The sequence below is a fragment of the Hydrotalea sp. GW822-HT8A01 genome (genome assembly GCF_058798575.1).
Genome location: NZ_CM179506.1, coordinates 976,470 through 997,633 on the forward strand (window position 1 = coordinate 976,470; position 21,164 = coordinate 997,633).

24 protein-coding genes are annotated in these 21,164 nt (G+C 36.9%); 1 reads left to right on the top strand and 23 read right to left on the bottom strand.

From position 1 onward, the window contains the following. Positions 1–126: 126 nt before the first annotated feature. Genes AC3QLY_RS04255 through AC3QLY_RS04295 form a run of 9 tightly spaced genes read right to left on the bottom strand, consistent with a single transcriptional unit; the run spans position 127 to position 7,148 of the window. Positions 127–1,206, bottom strand: a complete 1,080-nt coding sequence (locus AC3QLY_RS04255) for a Fic family protein (RefSeq protein ID WP_074419133.1) — start codon at positions 1,204–1,206, stop codon at positions 127–129. A gap of 26 nt (positions 1,207–1,232) precedes the next feature. Next, positions 1,233–1,766 (bottom strand): transposase, encoded by a 534-nt coding sequence (locus tag AC3QLY_RS04260; RefSeq protein ID WP_218331317.1) that lies wholly within the window; start codon positions 1,764–1,766, stop codon positions 1,233–1,235. 3 nt (positions 1,767–1,769) lie between these two features. After that, on the bottom strand, positions 1,770–2,009 hold the full coding sequence (locus AC3QLY_RS04265; RefSeq protein ID WP_074419132.1) for a DUF2188 domain-containing protein: 240 nt from the start codon (positions 2,007–2,009) through the stop codon (positions 1,770–1,772). 11 nt (positions 2,010–2,020) lie between these two features. Beyond that, positions 2,021–2,440 carry a GxxExxY protein gene (locus AC3QLY_RS04270; protein ID WP_492990719.1) on the bottom strand — a complete coding sequence of 140 codons (420 nt, stop codon included), beginning with the start codon at positions 2,438–2,440 and terminating at the stop codon, positions 2,021–2,023. 8 nt (positions 2,441–2,448) lie between these two features. After that, complete coding sequence (locus AC3QLY_RS04275) at positions 2,449–3,780, bottom strand: restriction endonuclease subunit S (RefSeq protein ID WP_492990721.1); 1,332 nt, start codon at positions 3,778–3,780, stop codon at positions 2,449–2,451. Then, the gene (locus AC3QLY_RS04280) at positions 3,770–4,603 is read right to left on the bottom strand and encodes a KilA-N domain-containing protein (protein ID WP_492990723.1); all 834 of its coding nucleotides are present in this window, start codon (positions 4,601–4,603) and stop codon (positions 3,770–3,772) included. Before AC3QLY_RS04280 ends, AC3QLY_RS04275 begins: the two co-directional genes overlap by 11 nt. A 3-nt stretch (positions 4,604–4,606) precedes the next feature. Then, a complete protein-coding gene (locus AC3QLY_RS04285; RefSeq protein ID WP_492990725.1) occupies positions 4,607–6,163 on the bottom strand; it encodes a type I restriction-modification system subunit M in 1,557 nt (518 codons plus the stop codon). A gap of 19 nt (positions 6,164–6,182) precedes the next feature. Further along, positions 6,183–6,566 carry a four helix bundle protein gene (locus AC3QLY_RS04290; RefSeq protein ID WP_074419127.1) on the bottom strand — a complete coding sequence of 128 codons (384 nt, stop codon included), beginning with the start codon at positions 6,564–6,566 and terminating at the stop codon, positions 6,183–6,185. A 21-nt stretch (positions 6,567–6,587) separates the two neighbouring features. Then, the gene (locus tag AC3QLY_RS04295; RefSeq protein ID WP_074419126.1) at positions 6,588–7,148 is read right to left on the bottom strand and encodes a restriction endonuclease subunit S; all 561 of its coding nucleotides are present in this window, start codon (positions 7,146–7,148) and stop codon (positions 6,588–6,590) included. An 844-nt stretch (positions 7,149–7,992) separates the two neighbouring features. On the opposite strand from AC3QLY_RS04295, the gene AC3QLY_RS04300 reads away from it, so the two are divergent. Then, positions 7,993–8,817, top strand: a complete 825-nt coding sequence (locus AC3QLY_RS04300) for an IS982 family transposase (protein WP_075051507.1) — start codon at positions 7,993–7,995, stop codon at positions 8,815–8,817. A 174-nt stretch (positions 8,818–8,991) separates the two neighbouring features. Here the strand turns inward: AC3QLY_RS04300 and AC3QLY_RS04305 are convergent, their stop codons facing one another. The 14 genes from AC3QLY_RS04305 to AC3QLY_RS04370 form a co-directional block, all read right to left on the bottom strand. Beyond that, positions 8,992–9,513 (bottom strand): hypothetical protein, encoded by a 522-nt coding sequence (locus tag AC3QLY_RS04305; protein ID WP_492990728.1) that lies wholly within the window; start codon positions 9,511–9,513, stop codon positions 8,992–8,994. A gap of 102 nt (positions 9,514–9,615) precedes the next feature. Then, on the bottom strand, positions 9,616–10,791 hold the full coding sequence (locus AC3QLY_RS04310) for a S41 family peptidase (protein WP_492990730.1): 1,176 nt from the start codon (positions 10,789–10,791) through the stop codon (positions 9,616–9,618). Positions 10,792–10,804: 13 nt separating this feature from the next. Beyond that, a complete protein-coding gene (locus AC3QLY_RS04315) occupies positions 10,805–11,539 on the bottom strand; it encodes an outer membrane beta-barrel protein (RefSeq protein WP_074419123.1) in 735 nt (244 codons plus the stop codon). Continuing rightward, positions 11,511–12,032: a hypothetical protein gene (locus AC3QLY_RS04320; RefSeq protein WP_074419122.1), complete on the bottom strand. Its 522-nt coding sequence runs from the start codon at positions 12,030–12,032 to the stop codon at positions 11,511–11,513. The genes AC3QLY_RS04315 and AC3QLY_RS04320 overlap by 29 nt, the downstream gene beginning before the upstream one ends. A gap of 23 nt (positions 12,033–12,055) precedes the next feature. Next, positions 12,056–12,406, bottom strand: a complete 351-nt coding sequence (locus AC3QLY_RS04325; RefSeq protein ID WP_074419121.1) for a hypothetical protein — start codon at positions 12,404–12,406, stop codon at positions 12,056–12,058. Between the two features lie 11 nt (positions 12,407–12,417). Beyond that, entirely contained in the window at positions 12,418–13,950 is a 1,533-nt protein-coding gene (locus AC3QLY_RS04330; protein ID WP_074419120.1) for a hypothetical protein, read from the bottom strand. Positions 13,951–14,672: 722 nt separating this feature from the next. Further along, on the bottom strand, positions 14,673–15,011 hold the full coding sequence (locus AC3QLY_RS04335) for a hypothetical protein (RefSeq protein ID WP_074419119.1): 339 nt from the start codon (positions 15,009–15,011) through the stop codon (positions 14,673–14,675). 21 nt (positions 15,012–15,032) lie between these two features. Further along, positions 15,033–15,458 (bottom strand): hypothetical protein, encoded by a 426-nt coding sequence (locus tag AC3QLY_RS04340; RefSeq protein WP_143439102.1) that lies wholly within the window; start codon positions 15,456–15,458, stop codon positions 15,033–15,035. 93 nt (positions 15,459–15,551) lie between these two features. After that, positions 15,552–16,340, bottom strand: coding sequence for a hypothetical protein (locus tag AC3QLY_RS04345; protein ID WP_074419117.1), 789 nt, complete (start codon positions 16,338–16,340; stop codon positions 15,552–15,554). A 206-nt stretch (positions 16,341–16,546) separates the two neighbouring features. Then, the gene (locus AC3QLY_RS04350; protein ID WP_074419116.1) at positions 16,547–17,317 is read right to left on the bottom strand and encodes a hypothetical protein; all 771 of its coding nucleotides are present in this window, start codon (positions 17,315–17,317) and stop codon (positions 16,547–16,549) included. A gap of 10 nt (positions 17,318–17,327) precedes the next feature. After that, the gene (locus tag AC3QLY_RS04355) at positions 17,328–17,522 is read right to left on the bottom strand and encodes a hypothetical protein (RefSeq protein ID WP_074419115.1); all 195 of its coding nucleotides are present in this window, start codon (positions 17,520–17,522) and stop codon (positions 17,328–17,330) included. Between the two features lie 20 nt (positions 17,523–17,542). After that, entirely contained in the window at positions 17,543–18,289 is a 747-nt protein-coding gene (locus AC3QLY_RS04360) for a PmeII family type II restriction endonuclease (RefSeq protein ID WP_074417601.1), read from the bottom strand. Next, positions 18,249–19,127, bottom strand: a complete 879-nt coding sequence (locus tag AC3QLY_RS04365; protein WP_074417600.1) for a DNA-methyltransferase — start codon at positions 19,125–19,127, stop codon at positions 18,249–18,251. Before AC3QLY_RS04365 ends, AC3QLY_RS04360 begins: the two co-directional genes overlap by 41 nt. Positions 19,128–19,230: 103 nt before the next feature. After that, a complete protein-coding gene (locus tag AC3QLY_RS04370) occupies positions 19,231–20,586 on the bottom strand; it encodes an IS110 family RNA-guided transposase (protein ID WP_492990040.1) in 1,356 nt (451 codons plus the stop codon). Between the last annotated feature and the right edge of the window lie 578 nt (positions 20,587–21,164).

The window sequence follows — 21,164 nt, forward strand, 5'->3', positions numbered from 1 at the left end:
CGATACCTTGCTCATGGATAATTTTTCCCTGTTTTTGCCCTTGAATCGATTTTCATAGGTAGAAAATCGAATATTTTACCTATGACAAGCCCTTCATGGGTAAATTCTACTGGTACTTGCCAATGACTATAATTTGCTGACATTTTGTAAAAGGTTGTATAAATCGGAATTAATGTAATAGTTATCCTTCCAAATCTTTTGTTTGCTTACTATGCCAAGCTTATCCAATTCATCAAGGTATTTGGCGGCAGTTTTGCGGCTTACACCAGTTTCTTCCATCACAAAGTCAATCTTGGTGTAGGGGTGCCGGAATAAGTTGTTCAACAAATCCTGACTATAAATTTTAGGGAGCTCCGTCCTTATTCTATCCTTATGGCTTTGCATTAGCTTCTTAATCCCTTCAATGATTTTAATGGTTTGTAAGGAAGTCTGCTCCACACCATCCAGGATATACAGTACCCATTCTTCCCAGGCATTTTCGGTACGGACTTTTTGTAGCAGACGGTAATAGTCGCCTTTGTTTTGGTTAATGTAGCGGCTTAAATACAGGATGGGCAAATTCAGCATGCCTTCTTTTACCAGATATAGGATATTGATAATCCTGCCCGTTCTTCCGTTGCCGTCATAAAAAGGGTGGATGCTCTCAAACTGATGGTGGATAATGGCCATTTTTACCAGCGGGTCCCAATCACTGAGTTCACTAACATTCATAAACTGCTCCAGGTTGTTCATGTGGGCCACCACTTCATCGTGGGTTTGAGGCGGGGTGTACACCACTTCCCCGGTTTGTTCGTTTTTAAGTTCCGTTCCCGGAACTTTGCGAAAACCAGCCCGGTTTTCTTCTATGGTTGCCTGTATTTCTATGATGTGGTTGTTCGACAAAAATCCCTGTTGCCTCACGGTTTGAAATCCCCATCTTAATGCCTCTGCATAGTTGTGTACTTCCTTACTAGCAAGGGTTTTAAAATTCTTTGCCATAAAATCCGACTGAAACAATTCATCATTCGTGGTGATGATGTTCTCAATGGCCGAACTGTCTTTGGCTTCCTGCAAGGAAAGGGTACTGATAAGAATACTTTCATTCGGAATGCTCATGGCAGCCCCTTTCATCTCGGCCAAGGCACTGCGGGCAGCAGCCGTTTTTTTTAGGATGGCTTTGGTTTCTATATCGAAATCCAAAGGGAGTTGTGGTATTTTATATGCCATAATTATGTTCTTATCATTGATATAATTTATCGTTCTCCCAATTTTTCGGGTTGTTGATGATGTATGTGGCAATTCGATGATGGATGATGGGATTGTTCATCACGAATGATGTGTTCCCAATAATTGCGTTGCCATATTGTATCCATGATACCATTTTCACGAAACCATTTTGTAACGCCAATTTTATACCCCCCAACAATGGACCCAATGGTTTTTGACGGTGACCGTAGGGGCGAAAAATATTTCGCCCCATTTTCATTCGCCCTGGTTTCGGGCGAATAATTATTCGCCCCTACCAATTCGATGATACCGTGAACGTGATTGGGCATTACAATGTATTCATGTAAAATGACATTGGGAAAATGATTTGGAATTTGTAACCAACATTCATGGGCGTTGCATCCCGCATCATTCCATACCATTTCCCCGTTTTCAATTTCCCCGAACAAACACAACCTGTCCTGTACACATATGGTAATAAAATACAATCCCGCCTGTGAATAATCGTAACCTTTCAGGCGAATGGATTTGCGGTGGTGTATGTTTGGGTTGTATGGCATAATCTATCTCTTTTTATCCTTTGGTGGATTGGGATCATTCCCATAACTGTTTGGATTCTGAATCTTTCCATCCTTTCCGTGTGGTATCAATTCAGATTTTTCCTGTTTCGCCTTTTCCCGGCTCCAGTCCATGGCTTCCTTTTTGGTCTCAAAATGTTTGAAAGCTCTCTTTGCATTTTCTCGTTTTGAGTCCCAACCGCCTTTTTCGGCATTGGGAACTATATGTCTTTCTTTGCGCGGCATAATTGTCTGAACTATGATTTATTTGATCCGTGTGATTGCTGTGATTTATATTTCTTATTGGTAAGCCTTTTGAAATTCAGGCTTGTTTCACCGAAGTTTATCAGTAAACCAATTTCCAGATTATAGGCTTCCAAATAGTTGATGGCTTGGGCAAAATGGACATCTTCTAATTTAGAAATGGCTTTCAGTTCTACGGAAATAACGCCATCCACCAGGAAATCAACTCTACGGGTTCCTATTTGCTCTTCTCTGTAAAATATGGGCATTTCAAATTCTCTATTGAAAGCTATACCTGCCAAACGCATTTCAATTTCTAATGAACGTTGGTAAATCACCTCTTGAAATCCATTTCCTAAAGTTTTGTGCACAGTCATGGCACAGCCAATAATTTTGGAAGTGAGTTCGCTGTATTTGTATTGCTCATTAATCATTGTCTGAACTATGATTTTCTTGATTCGTTTGATTGCTGTGATTTTATATTCTTAGCATCCGAATCATGGCCATCATAAAAATCAGATGAATCATAGTTCAGACGTTTTTTCCCCGTCAACAATACCTGCATCAAGCCCTTCTTCTGCTCCCGCAACTTCTCTGCTTTAGCTTTGAGCAGGCTGATTTCTTTATCTGCCGCTTGCAGCACCTGGGCAATGGCGGTTTGTTCTTCGATGGATGGGTAAGGTATTTTTACAGTGCAGAAATCATCGTAACTGATTTGTTTGCCATCACGTATTCCAATAACAGCAATAGCCAGATGCCCAATAAAATCATAGCTCTTGAAATACTGCTTGTAGAATTCTTCATTAATAGGCTTTTTCGGTTTTAGAACCGTATAAGCCGGACTTACTAAACCTCTGTAATATGAATATTCCAAACCACCTTGAAATGAACGCAAGCTGATAACAAAATCTCCAACTTCAACTAATTTGAAACCTTCTGTACCTGTTGTTGGCATAGTTACTCTACCTTCCAACATTGTTCTTGGAATCATCCCTCTGTCTTGTGTGGCTGATAGCAATTCTTCATCAGCAAATCCTTTCTTTGTTACACTTTTGAAAACTTCACCTGCACCCAATTTTTTCCACTCCCCCTTAAACCCCCTCAACCTTTTCTTTCCCGTAAGCAATTGCTGCATGAGCCATTTTTTGCAGAGTTCTTTTTGGGCAATGAGTTTTTCGGTGGTGTGGATGGCTTTATCCCAGGTGCTTAGGCAAGCGGCTATGGCTTTTTGTTCGGGGAGGGGAGGGAGGGGGATTTTTATTTTGTAAAAATCTTTATGATTAAGGTCTGGTATTGTACTCGTTCCTGCTTTTACTAGAATGTCATGTTGAGTTTTATTTGCTCTTAAATATGCCTTTAAATAATCACCATCGACTAATATCTTATCAAAATTGATTTTGAAAAAGTTGTTATGAAAAACCCCAGAAACAACTATTCCAGTATTGCCAGTACGAGTCATTAAAATATCATCTTCATTGCAACAAACGCTTTGGTTGTATTCCTTTATGTATTCTACATCTTTTCCATTATTAAGGAATTGAATTGTAATGTAAATTTTCGAGTTCGGTTCAAAAACTTTTAACCTCTCTTCAATAGGAATTTGCAGCCCTTGATTAACCTTACATATTTGACCCATTTCTTTAATCAGCCAATCACTCGGAATTTCCCATTTTTCTGAAGCAGAATTTTCAGAATGAGCGGATTTTCCGGATTTGTTATTATTAATCTTGTTCATTCTAAAATCCCGTAAATTCTGATTCGGACTATTTTCCATCGCCCAATTTTTTAAGGTTAATATTTCCTACCAACGATTTCAGTTGCTGAATGGCTATGGCATTGAGTTTTTTCAGTCGTTCGCCTTGTGGTAAGCCCATGCGGATAAACTCGGCATTCATACTTTCAAGGTTGGCTAATACCAATAGTTGTTCCACCGTGCTATAATCCCTCACATTGCCTTCTTTGTTTGGGTTGGCTTTTCGCCATTGCTGGGCAGTTTGGCCAAACAGGGCTACATTCAGCACATCTGCCTCATTGGCATAGATGTATTGCTCTTGCTCCCTGGTAATATTGGCAGGGATGATGTTTTCTTTAATCGCATCGGTGTGGATTCGGTAATTTACTTTGGATAATGTGCGGTTTAGGTTCCATTCCAGCGAAAGTCTGCGGTTTTCATCTTCTTTTAGCCGTTGAAATTCCTTAATCAAATACAGTTTGAACTCGGGGCTAAGCCAACTGCCAAACTCAAAAGCCAAATCCTTATGGGCATAGGTACCGCCTCCGTATCTGCCAGCACGGCTCTGAATACCAATGGCTTGTGTAGCTTCAATCCACTTCTTGGGCGTAAGATGAAAACTATTCAGCCCGGCTTCTTTTTTAAAGGTCTCGAATTCGCCACCTTTAAAATCGGGGTTGTGGATTTGCTCCCAAATACCCAAAAACTCCAACGTATTCCGATTTCGCATCCAGCTGTAAATCAAATCATCGCCACCAAACTTTTTGGCCATGTCGGTCAGGCTAATAAAATCATCTTCCTTGTGGCTTACAATGGTGATGGCAGTCCCCTGAACATTAATGGTTGCTTTTTTCTCGTTAGCCATGAACTATTGCATTAATTGTTTTAGATAAACCTCAATCTCACTCTGCACTTTCACCAATTCAGCTTCCAGTTGCTCAATCTCCATTTGCACGGCAGCAATATCTACTTCGGCTTCTTCTTCAAAGGTGTCTACATAGCGGGGAATGTTCAGGTTGTAATCATTTTCCTTTATTTCTTCAGGAGTGGCAACATAGCTATACTTATCTTCCACCACACCGGGCTGTAATTTGCCCGCAGCAAAATTCCGGTAGGTTTTTACAATGTGTTCAATATCGCTTTCACGCAGCTTGTTTTGGTTTTTGGCACTTTCATATTGCTTGCTGGCATCAATAAACAAAACATTGGTGCTATTTTTTTGCTTGTTAAACACCAAAATGGCTGCCGGTATGCCCGTGCCGAAAAACAGGTTGGCAGGTAAGCCAATCACCGCTTCCAACAAATTTTCTTCAATGGTTTTCTGCCTTATTTTTCCTTCGCTGCTGCCACGGAACAATACACCATGCGGCACTACTACACCTGCTTTTCCGTGTTCGTTCAGTGTTTCTATCATGTGGCTGATAAATGCCCAGTCGCCTTTGCTTTTGGGAGGCACGCCCCTCCAAAAACGGTTGTACTTATCGCTTTCCGGGTCATAGCTCACAGTGGTTTTTTCTCCATCCTTATCTTCTACCTTGCCCCATTTGTCCAATGAGAAAGGCGGGTTGGCTACTACGGTATCAAACTTCATCAGCGCATCGCCCTCTTTCAGTTTAGGATTGCGGATGGTATCGCCCCAGCGAATGGTAGCATTATCAAAGCCATGCAAAAACATATTCATCACCGCCAATGCCCAAGTGCTGCCGTTGGCTTCTTGTCCGTAAAGTGAAAAATTATCTGAGCCCACTTCTTCACCTGCTTTAATCAGAAGAGAGGCAGAACCACAGGTAGGGTCGCATATACGTGAGCCGGGTTTACTTTTGGTGAGTTTGGCAATGAGTGTAGAAACTTCTTTTGGTGTAAAAAATTCACCTGCTTTTTTCCCGGCATCACTGGCAAAGTTTTCAATCAGGAACATGTAAGCACCACCAATAATGTCGTTCCCGTCTAAATGCGAAGGACGCAAATCCAGTTTGTCAGATTTAAAATCAATCAGCAAGGTTTTCAAGCGGGTGTTTTTATCCTTAGGCTCACCCAGCTTGCTGCTGTTAAAGTCTATGTTTTGGAAAATTCCTGCACCATCTTCGCTGTACAGTTTTTCACGGTTGGCTTCTTCCAAATCCGTCAATGCAATATTGATGAGTTCTCCAATATTGGCTTCATTACGGTGGTCGTATAAATACTTGAAATGACTGTGTTCAGGTACAATAAAACGTTCATGTTGCATGGCACGTTTGGCACGTTCTATATCACCGTTGTACTTTTTCAGGTAGCCTTCCATTTTATCGTCATGCACATCGCTGAGATATTTCAGGAACAGCATGGTAAGCACATAGTCTTTGTAAACGCTTGGGTCGATGCTACCTCTAAAGGTGTCGCAAGCTTTCCAAACTGCATCGTTGATGTCTTTTTGAGAAATTTTCATTGGAATGATGAGTTATGAGTTATGAATGATGAATATTTTGTTTCGTTGTTAGAATAGAGCTACGGAGCATCTTTAAAAGCTCGTTGGCGTCCTTATGAATGGTTGTGAATTCTTCTTCTGGAAGAAGTCCAGATTGATGAAGCAATTCAAGCCAGTAAAGTGTTTCGTCACATTCCTTTTGTGCAATGGAAAATTTATGTATGAAATCAGCTTTACTCTGTGCGTTTTGTGCTTCCCGAACATTGGCTCCAATGGAAGTTCCTGAACGTAACAGTTGCTTACTTATTACATATTCCTTCTTTTGTTCAGAAAGGAACTGAAATAGATTTACAATTTTCAGGGCAAACTGAAACGACTTGTCTTTTAAAGGATTCGGTTTTATATTTGTGTCTCTTTCGTTCATAATTCATTTATTTATCATTCATCATTGCGAAGCTGCCACCAGCAGCATCGCCTGAATTTGTTTTTCTCTTAGTGTTTCAATTTTCTGCTTCAAAGACTTTTCCTTGTTGCGGAGTTTGGTGATTTGCAGAATCGTCTTTTGGGTTTCAATGCTTGGTATGGTTATTTCCAGATTCTCTAAAACCTGTTTTGAAATAGAAGGAATGGAAGTTCCGATAGCTTGCCCTTTTAAAAGGGTTTGTGTGGTATGGTTATTTAGAAACCAAGCCAAATACTGGGGCAGCACTTTGTTGTCAGTTGGTCTGATAACAAAAAATGAAGTGGAAGCCACAGAAGGTTCGTTGTGGTTTTCAAAAACGGCTGCAAAGTTTTTAGTTCCCTTGGCAGCAAAAAGCACATCACCGTCTTTCAGCAAATGCTTTTCAGAAATCCCCTCAGCCAGCAAATCGGGGTGAAGAACCGAATGCAATTGCCCAAATTCGTCAAAATGCTTGGATTGTAAATACACCACTTCACCAATGCTAGAAGGCCTTGCAAAGAGTCCGGTTTGGATGTTTGTGATATCTTTTATCAGCTTTTTCAAATTTATACCTTTGTAATGATTCTACAAAAGTAGGCAAAGTTTCCTAACTTCCAAACATTTTATAGAAATAATTTTAAGTAGCGTGTCTACAAAATGAGATTATGTGGTCTGTACTGTCTTAGAGCGTGGGGAAAAAGTGGCTCTTTTCGCTTCGCTGAAGGGTTGGCTTACCGGTAGGGCAAAGCCAAATGTGCCACTTGTGCGGTGGCAATAAAATTGAATTAAAAAAAATGTGCGGTGGGGAAAATAAAAAATACAGAAGGGTCGGCAATGAGTGTCGGCTTACTCGCTGTCCGTTTGAAATATGGTCTGTATGTTGGTCACCTGTTGTCAAAATGGTTTGTCCTTGTATTAATGTTCAATTTTTAGTCGTCTGTTTCGTTGTTGCGCTGTCGTCATACGCTTGCAGGTAACGAGCAGGGCTTTGCGAAGGTTGGGCAATAGAAATCCCACTGCTTGCTTGGCCACTACAGACTCGATTAGCTAAAGCCAAATTACAGAAGCTTGGCCAAAAATCCTACAGCCGATGGGCCAAATACTTCAGCCCAACTTTTGCCAACACAATGTTGTAGGTAGCCCTTATAATAATTTACACTTTTAAATATTCTAAGTCATACAATATTTGTTCAAAGAAAAGAGTAACAAGGCAGGCTCTTTTGCAAGGGTTGCCTTTGCGGGTGGCTTTCGTGTGCCCTGTAAATGTGCCTGACTTGGTGCGGATGCCTTATTAATAAATGCGAATAAAAATTTTGTCTTTGCAGAAACTAATTAACCCAAGTTTCCTAAAATAGAAGCATTTGAAATAGGAATAATTTTGAGTTGCGAAAACAAAACTTCTACTCAAATGCTTCAGGACAAAGTTATTGGAATTTACTGTTTAGTGGATGATATATTGAAAGGCATCCATCATCATGAACACAAGGAACGAAAAGTTAGTGATAGCGAGATCATAAGCACGGCAATAGTGTCAGCTCTTTATTTTAAAGGAAACCAGTTTCATGCTATTAATTATATGCGCACACATGCTATGATACCTGGTATGATTGGCAAGAGTGGTTTTAACAAACGGTTGCATAAGGTTGCCTCGCTGTTGATGTGGTTGTTTTTACACATTGGCAGAATGTTCAAATATTTGTGTGCAGAGTTGGAATATATCATTGATTCGTTTCCATTAAAAGTCTGCCATAACATACGTATTAACAGGAGCAAATTATTAACAGGAGAACAGTGGAGAGGCTTCAATGCCAGTAAAAGGGAATATTTTTATGGGGTAAAGGTACAGTTGATTACAACCAAAAATGGTATACCGGTTGAAATTTGTTTTTCACCTGGTAGCGAACATGATGTAGAAGCCTTGCAGAAAATGTTTATGGATCTGCCGCCAGAGAGCTCTTTATTTGGAGACAGTGCCTATACAGCATATGAATTAGAAGAATTATATAAAGAAACTGAGCTGATAGAGTTAAAAATATGCAGAAAATCAAACAGTAAAAAACCAGATAAACCTTATCATGCTTTTATTAAAAATGCAATGAGAAAACGTATAGAAACCACTATTAGTGAAATTGTAGAAATGACACCCCATTCTATTCACGCAGTCACTAAAGATGGATTCTTACTTAAAATATTACTATTCGTTTTAGCTTTTCAAGTAAAAGCAATCGTTTAAAATAGGAAACTTGAATTAATTATATAATCGCCATCTGTAGCATTTGTCAATGCGGACAACAATTTTGAAAAAGCGGGTGATAATTTTGTATTATCTGCCTGCAAAATGTGTCTATTGCCTAACAATTATGGCAATTAGCTCTACTGTGTCTTTAAAACCATGTGTCATTTTACTTTAGTTTTTTCCTCTTTTAAACTCTATTCCTTTTACTTGTGCAAATTGAGGGCTTGTTGCACCGAATAATGATTTTACATAACCTTTTACGTTCAAAGCTGTGTCTACCAAGCCTGTTGTATCGGCATAAAGAACATTGTCTCTGGTGAGACGGCTGTTACTCCAATCGGTATGGGTGTTAATTACGCTTATATTGTCGGCTTTAAGTTGTGTCAGTAAAGTTTGTAAAGCCGTCACTTTAAGTTCCTCTTCATTGGGATTGTATTCGGTATGAGAACTTACCAATTCAATCAATCCGTTAAAATGTTCTACCAATGTCAGTAGCATTGTCGAAGGCAGTTTCTTTGGTTTTGCAATCAGCAAGGGCTGCTTTGGCTGTGGTAAGCTGGGATTGTGCAAATTAGCGATTTTTAAACTGTCTCTCGACGGATTGTAAGCTGCACCATAACCGATGCAAAATGAAATTAAAGTTTCAAAGTTGGCTACGTTTTTAGCGTGCCCTGTTTCTGCTGTACTTGGCATAATTCTGAATTTTGATGATTAAAAAAAGATTGTAAAAAAATTCAAAAGGGATATTATGCAAATGCTGATGTAAATGTAAAACATTTTTTGAGCAATTAAAAGCTACTTAAATAAAGTAATTGCCTTTTCAAGTTGAAGGTCAATGTTATTTTGTAATGCAGAAAGGTTAAAAGGTACAAACACATCAGGTGAGAACCCTGTTCCTTCATAAATCTTTCCATCTATATATTTAAACTTTGCCAATGATGTTTGTACGTTCATGAAATTGGGAACAGTAAAACTTCCGTCATTATAAACATTATTGTCACTTATGATTGGACCCGTAGCTCCAAATGTAGTTTCGCCTACAAAAGTTGAATTGGACATTGCTTTAATAGCCATTACAACTGCTTCAGATAAAGATGCTGAAACATTATCTGCTAAAATTATAATAGGAACTATTAGAGCTTTTGAATTAGCTTGAGGATTAACATATGATGGAATCCATGCCGAATAATCTAATTTTCCATTCCCAATTTTATATTGTGTGTACCCAAATAATAAAGGTTTATCAATAAACCTACCCGCTAAAAAATTCAAATCACTTAAATCACCACCATAATTACTTCTCACATCAATTATTAAACCTTTAATATTAATGGGAAAATTATTTAGAGTATTAAAAAATGAATTTAAAACAGGTTGTATTTTATTTGCTGTTGTTGAATTATAAGCCTTTGATAAAGAAAAATCATTGCAAGAAAAATATAAGATTGAATTATTTATCGTACCGTATAAAACAGCCAATGGCTGACCAGCAAAAGAAAAATTATAATCAATGCCTAACTGAAAATTAGCATCTAAGTAATTAGTATCTACACTATAAAAAGAATAGGGATTATGAAAGGTTTGGCTCATCTTTTTTCTATCATAAGCAGGATATGCAAACGAATCAATAATACTGTTTTGAGTAAATGAAATATAATAATGAGCATCAATTAAAGTGCTTGTCATTTCTTTAAAATAAGAAACACTTTTTTTAATATCGGCAACATTATTCAAATCTAATTTTGCAAATAAAGGTTTGTATTTTTTATAAATATTATCCCAGTTGGTTGTATCAACATCCCAATAAACATAATTAACATTCATCTTGTTCCAATATTGCTCAAATACATCACTGAAAGTTTTTGGGGTGGTATCGGCAAAAGGTGGAGAGATTTTTTTGCACGAAATATTACAAATAAGTGAGCAAGAAACTAAAAATGCGAACCAATATTTTAAAAATGATAATGACATTACTTTGAAAGTATTACACATGCAAATGAAACATACAGCCTATTGAAATAAAGATGGTTTGATTGTATTGCATAGTTTGATTAATACTATATTTTTTTTGCTGTGAAGTTAGGGACTGATAATATATTGCATTGATAACTAAGGAATATTTTTGATTAAACTGATATGATGATGATAAACCTGCCGATGCTCCAAACTCAAAACGATTATCTTTTTCTTGATTGAATTGATAATTTTGTGAGTAACCTGTATAAGTTAAATAATGCGTAATCTGTCCTAATGTGTTTATGCTATCGTAGCTGTTAAAAACATTAGGGAGTACACCTTTTATTTTTCCAAATGCCCAATATGAAGCATACAAACCTACATCGGCAAAAATTTGCCATTTACTTTTTTGAAATATTTTATATTGAAAAATGAACGGCCACTGCAAATAAATATTGTTATACCTTGTATAAATACCTGCATAATTACCTGTGCGAATAAATGAATAATCTTTATTCAAAAAATCAATTTCTGTTTGAAAATTTATTTTATTACTGCACTTGTAATTTAACGGGAAACTTATACCCCAACTATTGCCGTTTTTATTTTGAGTATAAGAACGATTAGAAATGTTGGTGTTTAAATGGTTGTTAGAATAAGCTGCCGATAAGCCTGTACTAAATTGTGAAATACCTTTATAATAGAGGCTCAACAAAGAGAATGCAAATATTATTCTACAATTTTTGTGTAATAAATATTTCATGTGAATTAAGTGCTTCCAATAAAAAACATTGATATTTTGTTTTGGGAAACTTGTAATCTTTTAAAGTTAAAATATACCAAATACCATATTTTTTTGTCTTTCTCACTTTTATTTTTTTTACCATCACACTATCACCTTTGTGTATATAGCCTAATAATTTATCATGTTCTCTTGAGACTGAAGCATCATAAGGATAATTATTTTTGTAGCTTTCTAATTCGGCATCTCTGAATAACCACAAAGACCAGTTAAACGGGCTTTTAAAACTTATATGATTATACCATCCATATAAAGTATCCGAACCTTTGCCGATATACAGTATTGAACCTACTGTAATAATTTTATTCTTGCTTAAAATAATAGTATCATTATTCTTAGAGACATAGCAATTTTTTATAGAGTCATTATTAGACAAAATATTACTTTGAGCATAGGAAAAAATAGCTCCTATGCTCAAAATAAATGAAAGAATGCACTTTTTACTTATACTCATTTGAAAGCGAATTTACAGATTTACTAATTCTTAAAATGCAAAATGAGTGCAACAGGATTAGTGCCGTCGTTTACCATTACTTTCGCAACATTATAATAATCTAAATATAATAAATTAAAAGTTTGTAATTGGTCTTGAATTGAAATAAATCCATTTGAAAAGGACCATGTTGTACCTGAAGTGGGTGAAATATTTGTTGGAAATCCTCCATTATCTGTCCATGCAATTATTCTATTTATATTATTATTCTTAATGACTTTTTGTAATTCTATTGTTATTTCGTCGGCAGAGGTTTGTTGTACAATAGTTTGCTTTGTACATGAAAAAGAAAGAAATAATAAAAATAAGATGAATAAGAATTTAATTTGTTTCATACAAGTATATTTTAATTATTTACGAGATTAGCCAAAAAAGTTTTTACAATGGTTGATGGAGGAGCTCCATTATTTGGCACAACATTAAATTTAATTCTTATAGCTACATTCGTGTTAATCGGCTGCACCCTCGCAACAATATAAGTTGTACCGACCTGAGAACCAGTTATTGCTGTATGAGTGCCAATCGTTTCTTCTTGTCCCCCAATTAAAGGTTGATATGGGAATGTAGATAAATCAGGGTCCAAAAGAACAACTTCGGTTGTTAAATTTGTAATTGCAGCACCTGTTGATGAGGAATTTATAACCGCAGAATTCCACAAATAGTTTAATGAAGCCGCATTTATTGTATATAGATTTTCGTATTGATAATAAATACCCCCATCTTTTGTTATCTGCGTTTTTGTTGTATGAACATTAACCGTTGGTTTTGCTGCCAAGTTAAATACACCCATTGGTTGATTATAACCAGGAATGTAACCACTAGCAGACTGACTATTTGAAATACCAGGAATACCTATACCTAAACCAGGATCCGGTATAAAAGCTCCACTTTGAGTTGAATTACCAGTTAATTGAATTTTTGTATTCATTGTTAAATTTACTTCTTGTGTATTAGAACTACTTCCACCAAATATTCCATTGAAAATATTTTTCACGACACCAGATAATCCGCTTTGCAATCCGTCTTGAATTGACTTGAATATGTTACCAGGCAATCCTAATGTATTTTGTGTATAATTCGTTTTATCACCTCCAGCATTGTTGCTAAAGATAGTCAACCCTGTTGCCTCTAATACTCCTTGTGTGAGGAGCCCTGATATATCAAAGCTAGGAGTAGGTGTTGATATCGTACCATTAATTGTTCCTTGTTGTGTGCCTCCTAGAGATATACTTGATACACTTGTCCACTTCAAAGTCCAATTTAATCCTAATTGCTGGTATGTGCTTGTTGCAATATTAGGGTCATAGGCAATTTCATATTGAGATGCATACCATGTGCCCGTAGCCAATTGAGTAGGCTCGATTTTTGAGATTGAAGTTTGATTTTTTGTTACATCAACTACATCTTGCCCTATATAATTTAGCATAGAAGAAGAAATGGAGTTGGGTGCTAAATTCAGACCACTTGTTAAATAATCAGATGCAACGAAACCATTATCCGTTACATAAACATAAATCCGTAACAATCCTCTATACTGATTATACAATGCAAACCAAGGATTGGCAGGTAAAGAAGTTGTATTAAAAACATTATATACTAATGTCCAACCATCACTACTTTTATAATCATACCAAATATCAGGAGAAAATCCTTTTACTGAACCATTTGCCCAAGGCACTAAAATAGTTGTACCAAAAGGCGTTGGCATATAATCAGCTGTTTCCCAATTTAATGGGAAGGGATGTATTCCGTCACTTCCATTAGCAGAAATAGAAGAATTAAAATCTTTTTTGCAACTTGTAAAAAAGAAGATAAAAATTAGTAATCCAATTGAGAGAACATTGCTACTGCTTGCAATTAGTGTGTTGATTTTTTTCATAAATCATGAATTTTAAAAGTTAAAGATATTGTTTAATTAGTTGAGTAAAGTTGCGTTTGCAACTCTTTATAAGGTTAGCATTTGAATGTTGCTATGTGTGCCTTGTAAAGTGTTGCAAACATATTGAGAATTTGTTTTAAAGTTCATAAGTAATCATTTAGTTTGTTTATTGCATTTAATATTATTACGCTAACATTTTTTGAACATGTCTTTTAGGGTTACCTACAACGTTCGGGCATTGGCGATGTGGCGGAATTTGAAAACTGTCAGTCGGGAACAAAAGCAGAATAGAAATACGAAAGATTAATATACAAACCACAGCCCAATAGGATGTCGTCTGTTGTAACTACAGATGATAGATAACTACAGCCGAGCCATTGTGTTATCGTCCGCCGACATATAGCCAAGCCTTTTGTTGGCAGAATTATTCTGATTCAATGAGGATGAATAAGAAACATTAATCCTCATTTAAGATATTCAGATTAATTATTTGTCTTGTCTATTTTTTTTAAGTATAATATAAATAAATGACAGAGCACACAATGGAATAAAAAAGAAAAAAAAGATATCAAATGGCCTTGAACTATTTTTAAATAATTTATTATAAACAATTGTCAAAAAAAATGTAATTATAAATAAAACTAAAAATATCTTCTTTTTATTTTTTATTGAATGAATAAGTTTGTTCATGTTATTATAATATTTTAAGTTGTAAATTAATTTTACCACCAGCTAAATAAACAGCCCATGACTTGCCCTGCTAAGTTGCCTAAGGAAGCTCCTGATGAACCAAGTACACCACCAGCTAATGCACCACCTGGTCCAAGGGCGGCTCCATCAATTGCACCACTAATTGCACCTCCCACATCTGCAGCACCAAGTTGTCCAAGACCTATACGACAACCAGCACTGTTTACGCTTACCGAAAATGTATTAAAATTATGGATATTGGTAGTTCTGTCTAAATTTTCTGATTTTAAAATAGATTGCCACTTTTCAGCATTAGCTTTCCAATAAGTAAATGAGCTTATAGCTATCGAAACTGAAATGCCAACAGTCATTTTTTCATTAGTATTTTTTAACTACAATGCGCTTGTTTTTAATTTTTTTAAATCGTAAAAGAAATCAGTAGCGTCTATATTATTATAATTTATAAGTAAACTCTTTAATTTTTCTAAAATTTCATTTCCTTCTATTGAATATTTTGATTTATTAAAACTTATTTCAATAGGCATATAATTAAAACCATTTGTATATAAATTCATATTTGAATTGATACCTTTTTTATAAAAGAATTCTGAAGATTTAATTTTAATGAATTGCTTCAATTTAATAGTATCTTCAAGACTTTGTTTTTGGGAAACAATTGCTGTTAATAAATAATCTTGGTAGTCATTATGCCACTTTCCAACACTATCTAAAATACTAGAAAATGATTTTCCTGAAAGTCCAAATTGAGAAAATTCATTACCAGCAATCTGATATTTAGGACTACTAGGTTCCGTCAAGCCGGAACTGAAGCTGAGCAGCGAACGGGGCGATGACGAACGTAGTTTGTCGAGCCCCAATGGCACAAATGCACTTGTTAGCTGTAGCTTTTGTTATTCCATAAGTGTTGCTTGAAGGCCAAAGTGAAATTCCATTAGTGCTTTTTCACTATCATGCCAGGGGAATTCTTTTATGTCATACCATCCACACTTGCCTGTTTTTGGAATCAAAGGAATATGTATTCCTCTGCATAGAACAGGAAAAATATTGTCCAATGGAATATATCCAATTAATAGCATGAGTTTTCCGAATTGAAATGCAATTTTATAAGACTTGTCTTTTAATCTTTCCCCTAATACCGATAAGGAATCTGAGTTTCCATTTAATATCCAAGTGGGTGATTGAATCCAATAAAAGGGTCTTGTCCCATGATGTTGTTGAGCAAATGAAAAAACTCCACTTGGCAAACTGCCTGCAGTTGTCATTGTATATTTATAATGGTCAGATGGGATGTTTTTTAAATAATTCGATGCTGAGTTTAAGGTTAATGCAGTTTTTGCTGTGCATCTACCAATTATTTGTCGTTCGGTATCGTTGAGGTCTACGACAACTCGATCACCTGCGATTAGAGATTTTAGAATAGGTATTGCTTCTTGTTCTAGACGGCTCATCCAACCGTTGTTACACTTCTCACAAATTTGTCCCGCTAAAAGATTGTCAAGAGTGTGATGTCTTGTTGAATTAGTGTGACCTTGACTTGAAAAGTGTGTTGGCTGTATTGCCTCTTCTCTTATCTCTAAAAAATCTAATAGCCATTGTGGGATGATATGTTCCCTGCTACGGTTTTCTTTAGTTAATTGATTGTCGCAAAAAACACAAAGCTTTAGTTTGTTTGTCGCCATAAAGTTACAGCTAACGTTTAGGCATTGGCGATGTGGCTGAAATAGCGTTCTGTCAAGCTGGGAACTGGTGCTGAACAAAGATAAGGTGTTGATGTTTTATTCTGTTGCTAGGCGATATTCGTCGAGCCCGAACAGAAGTTGAATAGCGAACTGCTGTTGATGTTTACAACGTCAAGCAGCCATATTGCCAAACCTTTTGTTGGCTGTCAGGGCTTTATTCCGAACTGTCCAAAAATAAAATTAGTCCCTTTATCCTCTGGAATAATTATTACATTAAGTTCGTTGTTTGGCTTAATAGTTTCAGCAGTTACATAATGTGGCAATACAGTTTCCGATTTGTTAAGATAAAAGAAATAAAAATATCCATTTATCATGAAAGAATACGTTTGTAATTCATCGGTCGTCGCTATTTGTCTTGGTTGTGCTATTAGTTGTTTAGGCAAGTTTAAATTATTGGAATAAGATAAAATGAAAATAGGGTATTTTGATACATCGCCTCCATCTTTGGTTAAAATCATTTTCCGTATTTCTTCTTCATGAATTGGGTCTAACTTGATTTCACTAAAAAAAGGTCTTGTCGAAATACTTGCTCGCCAAAGTATTGATAAAAGAAACAGTTTGTATTTATGGTAGTTTAGTCGCTCACATTTAATAAACCCAATTCCATGCTGGCTAATACACTTTTGAAATGTCGGGCATTCACTTGCTAAAAGTTGTCCTCCATACATTGCACGACTTGCATAATCTTCATAGTAGTGACCTAAAAGAGCATTATCACATTCGTCGCACAGTAACCCACCTTCGTATTCTCCGTCTGAAGGTTTTTTAATTTCCCAATTTTCAACAGTCCCCTGTCTAAACGGTTGTAGAACAAGTTTATGGTTTTCGTCAAACATTCCCTTGTACATAAAGTCAGGAATGATATGCGATTTTTTTATTAATACTTTGGGAAGTCCGCAGAGTTTACAAATTTTCATACTGGTCGCTTTAGCCTTGCAGCCAACGTTCAGGGATTGGCGAAGAACTGGTATTTGAAATTCGTCCAGCCCGAACCGCTGCTAAATTTATAATTAAAAGTTCATTGTTATTGATGCCGCCAAATTTATAGAGTCCAGCCGATAACTGCTGCTGAATAGAGAACATACAGTTGAAGTTGCGCTCCGTCAGCCAGTTTTTTGCCAAACCTTTTGTTGCACGCCGTTTTATTTTTTCGGAGCAAAGGTCGCTGAATTAAAGCGTACAAGTTTATCCCAATCTATTGAACCGTTGTCCATGCAAAAAGTGTCCGCAAATTCCTTTGTAAATTTGTTTATCATTTGCGAATATGATTGGATGAAGTCGTCATTCCGTTCTTTAGCTTGATGACCTAATGGCTCAATGATTTTTGTGTAAAGGTCTGTGTCGCCTGATACAAACTCCCAAAATTTTTGACCACAATATTTGAAATAGTCGCCTTTATCTGGATTGTTGTCCCTGCCGTAACAGCAACCGTTTACTGCTGTAATGTTCAGTTGTGAATTACTTGTACGAAGTGTTTTCTGTGCAGTTTTGAAGTCTGCCCGCATTTTGCCTATTTGTGAACTGTTGCCCCAATTTGGGCCGGATTTTATTGTTACAATGTAGCGAATGCCATCTTTATCAAACTCTAAGTCTATGCCGGGAATGCCAGACTTGCGACCATCATATACTTTACCATTGATAAAAATCGCAAGTCCTTCAAGCCAATCACCGAAAATTGTTTCTTCCTGTGATGAAATAAAAGCATCGGTCAAACTTTTTATAATATCCTGCGCCGTGAGAATGTATTTTGCTTTGAAGAGATAAGGATTTTTCTTTCCCAAGACCTTCTTCAACTTCAAATCATTCAGTCCGGCAATTCTTTTTTGGTGAAAGGTTCCAATGTTTTCTTCAACGTACTGCGTAACGTCTTTTAGATTTAGCTGTTTCATATTTTACTGTCGGCTCTAATAAATATAATTCCACTGGCTTAACTTGTTCTTTAACCATGTCATAGTATTCAGGAACGATGTCAATACCAATTGAGTGTCGTTTCATTCTGTTTGCAACCAATACCGTTGTTCCTGAACCCATAAATGGGTCAAGAACTGTATCTTTTTCTTTTGTAAACAGTTTCATAAACCATTCAGGAAGTTCTTCAGGAAAAGCAGCACTATGATTTTTATTGCTGCACTCAGTCGCTAAATGTAAAACGTTTGTTGGAAACGCTTTTTCTCTTGTCAACCAGTTTGAAATGTTTTTACCGAAACCGCTACCAACTTTTGAGTTGTCTCTTATTTTATCTGTGTCGCTTAGATTTTTAAGCCTTGATTTAGCCCAATCGCCCATTGGAACCATTACTTCTTCTTGATACATTTTGAACTTCTTATCCTTGTTAAATTGAAGAAGCCTTTCCCATGCGTCACGAAAACGATTAGGCCATTTGCCAGGGTAACAGTTCTTTTTGTGCCAAATAAATTCCTCTGTCCATAGCCAACCTTGTTTACGCATTTCAAGAATTAATTCTATTACATAGGTGCTGCGTTCACCTTCAACAACCTTTTCTTTTATATTCAGGATAAAAGTTCCAGTCGGTTTTAAAACCCTAAGAAGTTCCTTTGTTATTGGAAGAAACCATTCAACGTATTTGTCAGGATGGATGCCGCCATATGTTCCTTTACGCTGGTCTGCGTATGGGGGAGATGTCACGATGAGATCAACAGAGTTGTCAGGAAGTTTTTTGAGCATCGTTTTGCTGTCGCCTAAGAATAAATCTGTTCTTATCTCCATAATATTGTCCTGTTTGTACAAATATAAAGCCTTTGTCCCCGAATGCCAAAAATCTTAGTATTTTTAGGGTGTCACGAAAAATTCTGACTAACGTAGAAATCGTTTAAGTTGTTAAAAGCCCCAGGTCATCATTAGTCAGTCCAAATTTATCTATTTGTTTTCGAATGCGTTTAACCAGGCCGAGCTTTCTTTTTTCATCGAGGAAAAGATAATGTGTGGGTGGCTGATAAGGAATTTTTTTGACTACCATATTCCAGATGATGACAGCCAGCTTTCTGGCTGTGGCGCTGACGGCTACGGTTCTGCCTTTTCGGTAACAAACTCTTTTAAAAAAGTTAGACAGATGTGTGTCTTTTAAATTTCCGATAGCATTGGCAGCATTACGCAATGCTATTTTTAACCGGTTGCTTCCTTTGGGAGTTTTGGTGCTGAGTAGCTTGCCCCCGCTTACTTTATTGTTGGGAGCCAACCTGAGCCAGGAAGTAAAATGTTTGGCTGTTTCAAATTTAGTAAAGCCATCCGGTCCCACTTCGCTGATGATGCTTAGTACAGTAGCATGCCCAAGCCCTTCTATTGTGAATAAGTCCACTCCTTCAAAATATTGACAGGCTGCCTGGTTAAGGTCAATACCGGTAATAGCATTTTTGTTGAGCCGCTTATGTTTCTTTTCCGGGGCCTGAAGTTTTTTCTTTTTCGGGCTGCTGTTGATTTGTTGTTGGAGAAAGCTGCTGATTTGCTTTTCGCATTCAAGCATTTTATTTTGGATAAACAGGTAGGCATCGTATTCCTGGCGTAGCCCGAATAAATAGTCCTGCCGGTTATTTCCTTTTAGCGCTTTTGTAATTTCCTCTTCACTTTTGCGGCAATTAAAGTGGCGGTGTTTGGCAAGCGAAGCAGCATCCAGGTTTCCTTTGCATATATCTTCAATAATTTTTAACCCGGTAAGGCCGCATACATCCCGAACGACGACATCAAGCCTGAAGTTAAGGAGCTTTAAATACTTTTGCATTTTATGGGTAGCTTCTACTGATAAGTCCTGCCAGTTCTGCCGCTGCCGGCAGTAGGTTCTTAATACTTCGGTAGTTTCGTCGGGCAAAAAACTGCCGCTGAGCAGTCCAATGCTATGGAGTTTTTGTATCCAGCGGGCATCTTTTACATCGCTCTTTTTGCCTTTGATGTTTCGGGTGAATTTACCATTGCAAAGCACTACTTCAAAGCCGTGTTTGATTAATTCCACGTAGAGGTTTTGCCAGTAGCTTCCGGTACTTTCCATAGCAACAGAGGTAATGTAGTGTTGTTTTAGATGTAAGCAGATTTGAGTGAGGTCATCGGCATAAACGCCAAATTCTTTGACATCATTTTCATCCTGGCCTACCGCTACAAAATGAGAACGGCTGCCGATATCAATACCGGCAGCGTGCGGATGGATAATATCCATCTTCAGTTTTTTGTTTGTCATAATAAAATATTTTAAAATGACTCTAAGGGAATGTAGCTTTGACTTGTAATTATTCTGAACGGGCTCTCCACAAGGGGGCACCACTGAAATTATCACATCCCGGTGCTTAGTACACCGGGATTTTACATTCCAACCAGAATGACGCACGGGCTTTGATGCACCAATGCTTAAAAGGGTCTTGCAAAGAGTCGCTTTAAAATTATTGAGGAAAATCCAAACCGTGAATTCCCGTTAGCACCAGAAATTATTTTTGTTTCGGAAAATGGGGAATGACCGCCAACGTTCCGGGTCTTGTTGCTGTTGGCATAAATTTAAGCAACTCAATTCAATAATCAAATGCCAATAGCAACAAGACCCTGTTGTAGGCATGGCGTTTGGTCAGACCGAACCGAAAAGCTCTTTGATTTGTCGGAAGATAGGCTCATAGCCATTGTCTATGTAATAAGAATATTTCATAAATTTGGTCTATAAATATCCAATATTAGACGCAAGTTCGATATTTGGTTAAAACGTCTTGTAAACTTCGAGTCTCTTCCCCTTGTATCATAGATTTACTATGTCTGGCAAGTCCAGAGGGG

Bases quoted from the DNA above. Each gene is read 5' to 3' on its own strand.
- AC3QLY_RS04255 (WP_074419133.1), bottom strand. From the start codon at position 1,206: ATGGCATATAAAATACCACAACTCCCTTTGGATTTCGATATAGAAACC.
- AC3QLY_RS04335 (WP_074419119.1), bottom strand. From the start codon at position 15,011: ATGACTGTTGGCATTTCAGTTTCGATAGCTATAAGCTCATTTACTTAT.
- AC3QLY_RS04265 (WP_074419132.1), bottom strand. From the start codon at position 2,009: ATGCCGCGCAAAGAAAGACATATAGTTCCCAATGCCGAAAAAGGCGGT.
- AC3QLY_RS04370 (WP_492990040.1), bottom strand. From the start codon at position 20,586: ATGACAAACAAAAAACTGAAGATGGATATTATCCATCCGCACGCTGCC.
- AC3QLY_RS04350 (WP_074419116.1), bottom strand. From the start codon at position 17,317: ATGAAAATTTGTAAACTCTGCGGACTTCCCAAAGTATTAATAAAAAAA.
- AC3QLY_RS04285 (WP_492990725.1), bottom strand. From the start codon at position 6,163: ATGAAAATTTCTCAAAAAGACATCAACGATGCAGTTTGGAAAGCTTGC.
- AC3QLY_RS04275 (WP_492990721.1), bottom strand. From the start codon at position 3,780: ATGGAAAATAGTCCGAATCAGAATTTACGGGATTTTAGAATGAACAAG.
- AC3QLY_RS04330 (WP_074419120.1), bottom strand. From the start codon at position 13,950: ATGAAAAAAATCAACACACTAATTGCAAGCAGTAGCAATGTTCTCTCA.
- AC3QLY_RS04310 (WP_492990730.1), bottom strand. From the start codon at position 10,791: ATGTCATTATCATTTTTAAAATATTGGTTCGCATTTTTAGTTTCTTGC.
- AC3QLY_RS04320 (WP_074419122.1), bottom strand. From the start codon at position 12,032: ATGAGTATAAGTAAAAAGTGCATTCTTTCATTTATTTTGAGCATAGGA.
- AC3QLY_RS04260 (WP_218331317.1), bottom strand. From the start codon at position 1,766: ATGCCATACAACCCAAACATACACCACCGCAAATCCATTCGCCTGAAA.
- AC3QLY_RS04315 (WP_074419123.1), bottom strand. From the start codon at position 11,539: ATGAAATATTTATTACACAAAAATTGTAGAATAATATTTGCATTCTCT.
- AC3QLY_RS04365 (WP_074417600.1), bottom strand. From the start codon at position 19,127: ATGGAGATAAGAACAGATTTATTCTTAGGCGACAGCAAAACGATGCTC.
- AC3QLY_RS04345 (WP_074419117.1), bottom strand. From the start codon at position 16,340: ATGGCGACAAACAAACTAAAGCTTTGTGTTTTTTGCGACAATCAATTA.
- AC3QLY_RS04270 (WP_492990719.1), bottom strand. From the start codon at position 2,440: ATGATTAATGAGCAATACAAATACAGCGAACTCACTTCCAAAATTATT.
- AC3QLY_RS04360 (WP_074417601.1), bottom strand. From the start codon at position 18,289: ATGAAACAGCTAAATCTAAAAGACGTTACGCAGTACGTTGAAGAAAAC.
- AC3QLY_RS04280 (WP_492990723.1), bottom strand. From the start codon at position 4,603: ATGGCTAACGAGAAAAAAGCAACCATTAATGTTCAGGGGACTGCCATC.
- AC3QLY_RS04300 (WP_075051507.1), top strand. From the start codon at position 7,993: ATGCTTCAGGACAAAGTTATTGGAATTTACTGTTTAGTGGATGATATA.
- AC3QLY_RS04290 (WP_074419127.1), bottom strand. From the start codon at position 6,566: ATGAACGAAAGAGACACAAATATAAAACCGAATCCTTTAAAAGACAAG.
- AC3QLY_RS04325 (WP_074419121.1), bottom strand. From the start codon at position 12,406: ATGAAACAAATTAAATTCTTATTCATCTTATTTTTATTATTTCTTTCT.
- AC3QLY_RS04305 (WP_492990728.1), bottom strand. From the start codon at position 9,513: ATGCCAAGTACAGCAGAAACAGGGCACGCTAAAAACGTAGCCAACTTT.